At 65.7% G+C, this 4263-nt stretch carries 2 protein-coding genes; one reads left to right on the forward strand and one right to left on the reverse strand.

The genetic code is table 11. The features are described 5' to 3' along the window. The coding region (locus tag Q0S71_RS10265; RefSeq protein ID WP_295994526.1) for a Tex-like N-terminal domain-containing protein at positions 1-972 on the reverse strand (972 nt) is incomplete at its 3' end. A 218-nt stretch (positions 973-1190) separates the two neighbouring features. On the opposite strand from Q0S71_RS10265, the gene Q0S71_RS10270 reads away from it, so the two are divergent. After that, positions 1191-4263 (forward strand): DEAD/DEAH box helicase (locus Q0S71_RS10270; RefSeq protein WP_295994529.1); only part of this gene is annotated, 3073 nt, incomplete at its 3' end.

Below are 4263 nucleotides of genomic sequence, written 5' to 3' on the forward strand. Positions count from 1 at the left end.
GTTGGTGGCGAAGACGTTGATGGCGTCGAGCTCGGAGCGTTCGCGCAGCGCGCCCATCAGTTCCGTTTCCAGGTGCATGAAACTTTTCACGCGCCAGGTCCAGCGCGCCGTGTCGGCCAGCCACTTGTCGGCCGGCCGGCCCTGCTGCTTGATGCCGAAGCGGGCGGCGATGCGGCCTTCGCAGGGATTGTGCGGCGCGTCCCACTTCGGTTTTTCCGCTTCCGTGTCCAGCCGCAGCACGACGTCGAGTATGCCTTCGCGGCGGCCGCGCAACAGCGCCAGCGCGCGGTGCGAGGGCACCGTGCCGAGGATTTCCGTGTAATCGAAGTAATCGGCGAACTTTTCGCCTTCGTCCTGCTTGCCTTCGACCACTTTCGATTCGACCACGCCGTGGTCGAGCACGTATTCGCGCAGCGCTTGCAACAAGGTCGCGTCTTCGGCGAAACGTTCCATCAAGATCTGGCGCGCGCCGTCGAGGGCGGCCTTGGCGTCGGCCACGCCGGGATTGTTGCCGTCGCCGGTGGTGAAGGCCTCGCGCAGGAAGCGTCCGGCTTCCGTTTCCGGCGTCAGCCCGGGATCGCCGAGCAGGCTGTCGGCCAGCGGCATCAAGCCCGCCTCGATGGCGATCTGGGCCTTGGTGCGGCGCTTTTGCTTGTACGGCAGATATAAGTCTTCCAGCCGGGTCTTGTCTTCCGCGTGCATGACAGCATCTAACAGCTCCGGCGTCATCTTGTTCTGCTCGGTGATCGAAGCGACGATGCTGGCGCGCCGGTCTTCCAGTTCGCGCAGGTAGCGCAGACGCTCTTCCAGCAGACGCAGCTGGATATCGTCGAGGCCGCCGGTCGCTTCCTTGCGGTAGCGCGCGATGAAGGGCACGGTGGCGCCTTCGTCGAGCAGGGCGATGGCGGCGGCGACCTGCACCGGTTTGGCGGCGAGTTCGAGGGCAAGACGTGGTTCGATCGAGGGCAACATGGTATCCATCCTTAGCAGTCAAGCCCGGAATCATACGCAATCGCCGCGAATGCGCCAGTCTTGACAGTCCAAAAGGACTGTGGTCGGGACGCCACCGGCGAGCAAACGACGCAGGAAAACTGCGGTGCGCTTGAAGATTACGCAAACACGGACGCGTGTATGGCGGATAATATTGCCTGTTGCCGTTTTTGAACCGTCTTTGAACAACAATGCGCCCCATGGATTTTACCCGCGACGACACCAGCGATGCCCCACCCGTTCCCGTCCCCGCGACGCCGCCGACGCAGCTGTCCTACGCCGTCGCCACCTGGCTGCAACGGGTGGACGCGGCCGCCCATCCGAAAGCGAAGCTGAGCGTCGACATCGACCCGGCCGACCCCAAGCAAACGCAATATCGCTTGATCTACGTCATGGCGCCGACCAGCGGCGGCCGCCACGTCGCCCTGTGCCTGTACAAGGCGCGCCTGCGCGGCAGCGGCGAAGTGGCCGCGGCCAGCCCGGTGAGCGAAGTGTTTTCGCTGCTGTCGGCGCCGCCGGCCTTTTTGCTGCCCGGCGACGAGGACCTGGTGCGTTTCTTCGTGGCCATGCGCAGCGGCGCCAATTCCCAGACCGGCAGCGCCACCGAGCCGCGCGGCAAGATCGGCGCGGCCCTGCTGCACATGCTGTCCGATCAGGAAAAGCTGCTGTGGGCCAACTCCTGGGCCGACGTCGGCAACGGCCTGGTCTATCCCTTGAAGGCCGGCGTCTTGCGCGAAGCCAACCTGGCCTGGCGCGAAGAAGGCAAGGGCTTGCGCCTGGGCTGGCAAGTGGCGGCGCCGGCCGGCGCGCGCCACGCCGGCGCCGACCAGATCGATTACATGTTGCCCACCGATCCACCGTGGTATATCGACAATCTGTCTTGCGGCGTGCTGCAACTCAACCAGGGCGGCGGCGACATCCCGCTGGCCGACCTGCAGGCGCTGGTGGCGCAGGCGCCCTTGCTGACCGCCAACGACAAGGTGCGCGTCTCGCAATTGCTGCTGGCGCACGGCTTGCAGCACCTGATGCCGCTGCCGCAGCCCTTGCCGCAGCGTCTGCGCGACGATGTGCTGCCGCGCCCGATACTGGTGCTCGACGCCGCCATGCTGGCCGACGGCAGCGCCCAGCGCTGGCACGACTTCGCCGTGCTGGCCTACGACTACGACGGTGAGCGCGTCTCCTACGATCCATCGCAGCGGGTGGTGCGGCAACAAGGCGCGGTCACCGAAATCATCGAACGCGACATCGCGGCCGAAGTCGCCGCGCTGGCGGCGCTGACCGCGCTCGGCTTCAAAAAACCGGGCCAGCTGCCGCTGTCGAGCGTCAAGGGCGCGCAACTGCTGCCCTCGCAAGCGGAATGGATACGCTTCGCCGCCGACGGCCTCGCCGCGCTGCAAGCCCAGGGCTGGCACGTGGAAAAAACCGCGAAATATCGCTACGACATCAGCGCCGTGGACGACTGGTATGCCGACGTCGAACCAGACGCCGACAACGGCAACGCCTGGTTCGACCTGGAGCTGGGCATCGTCGTCAACCAGCACCGCGTGCCGCTGCTGCCGGTGCTGGTGCAAATGATCCGCAACGCGCCGCTCGATTTCAATCCCAAAACCATCGCCGCCCACGCCGACGCCGACCAGATGCTGGCGACCTTGGCCGACGGCAGCCGCGTCGCGCTGCCGTGGCGCCGCGTCAAGCCGATCTTGACGACGCTGGGCGAGTTGTATTTCAGCGACAAGATCAAGACCTCGCTGCGCATGGCGACGCTGGACGCGGCCCGGCTCGACGAGCTGGCGCGCGGCCTCGAGCTGCGCTGGAATGGCGGCGAGCAATTGCTGGAAATGGGCCGCAAGCTGAACCAGTTCGGCTCGGTCAAGAAAGTGGCGACCCCGGCCGGCCTGCGGGCCACCCTGCGCGACTATCAATCCGATGGCCTGTCCTGGATGCAATTCCTGCGCGAATACAGCCTGGCCGGCATCCTGGCCGACGACATGGGCCTGGGCAAGACGGTGCAGACGCTGGCCCACATCCTGGTCGAAAAGGAAGCCGGCCGCCTGACGGCGCCGGCGCTGGTGATCGCGCCGACCAGCTTGATGGGCAACTGGCAGGAAGAGGCGGCCCGTTTCGCGCCCGGCCTGCGCGTGCTGCTGTTGCAAGGCAAGGACCGCATGGCCCAGTTCGACCAGATCGCCGACGCCGACCTGGTGCTGACCACTTACGCGCTGTTGCCGCGCGACGAGGAAAAGCTGCGCGAACATGATTTCCACCTGGTCATCCTGGACGAGTCGCACTACATCAAGAACACCCGCTCCAAGGCGGCCCAGAGCGCCGGCCTGCTGCGCGCGCGCCACCGGCTGTGCCTGTCCGGCACGCCGCTGGAAAACCACCTGGGCGAGCTGTGGTCGCAATTCCACTTCCTGCTGCCGGGCCTGCTCGGCGACGAAAAGAGTTTCAATTCACAATTCCGCCACCCCATCGAGCGCCAGGACGATCCGCTGCGGCGGGCCCTGTTGAACCGCCGCATCAAGCCCTTCCTGTTGCGGCGGACCAAGGACAACGTCGCCAAGGAGTTGCCGCCGAAAACGGAAATGGTGCGCAAGGTCGAGCTCACCGGCGCCCAGCGCGACCTGTACGAAACGGTGCGGCTGGCCATGGATCAAAAAGTGCGCGAGGAAATCGACCGCAAGGGCGTGGCGCGCAGCCAGATCGTCATCCTGGAAGCGCTGCTGAAGCTGCGCCAGGTGTGCTGCGATCCGCGCCTGGTCAAATCGCTGCCGTCGAAAAAGCAGACGGCCGGCTCGGCCAAGTTGATCGACCTGATGCAGATGGTGGAAGACTTGCTGGACGAAAACCGCAAAATCCTCGTCTTCTCGCAATTCACCAGCATGCTCGAACTGATCGAGCAGGAACTGGAAGCGCGCGACATCCCCTACGCCTTGTTGACGGGCGACACCAAGGACCGCAGCGCCCAGGTGGCGGCCTTCCAGCAGGGCGCGGTGCCGATCTTCCTCATCAGCCTGAAGGCCGGCGGCGTCGGCCTGAACCTGACCGCTGCCGACACCGTCATCCACTACGATCCGTGGTGGAATCCGGCCGCCGAAAACCAGGCCACCGACCGCGCGTGGCGCATCGGCCAGGACAAGCCGGTGTTCGTCTACAAGCTGATCGCCAAAGGCACACTGGAAGAAAAAATCCAGCAGATGCAGCGCCGCAAGGCGGATTTGGCCGACGCGGTGCTGGCGCAAGGGGCCGCGCACGGCCTGGCGCTGACACAGG

This window comes from Rugamonas sp., assembly GCF_025354735.1.
Lineage (GTDB): Bacteria > Pseudomonadota > Gammaproteobacteria > Burkholderiales > Burkholderiaceae_D > Rugamonas.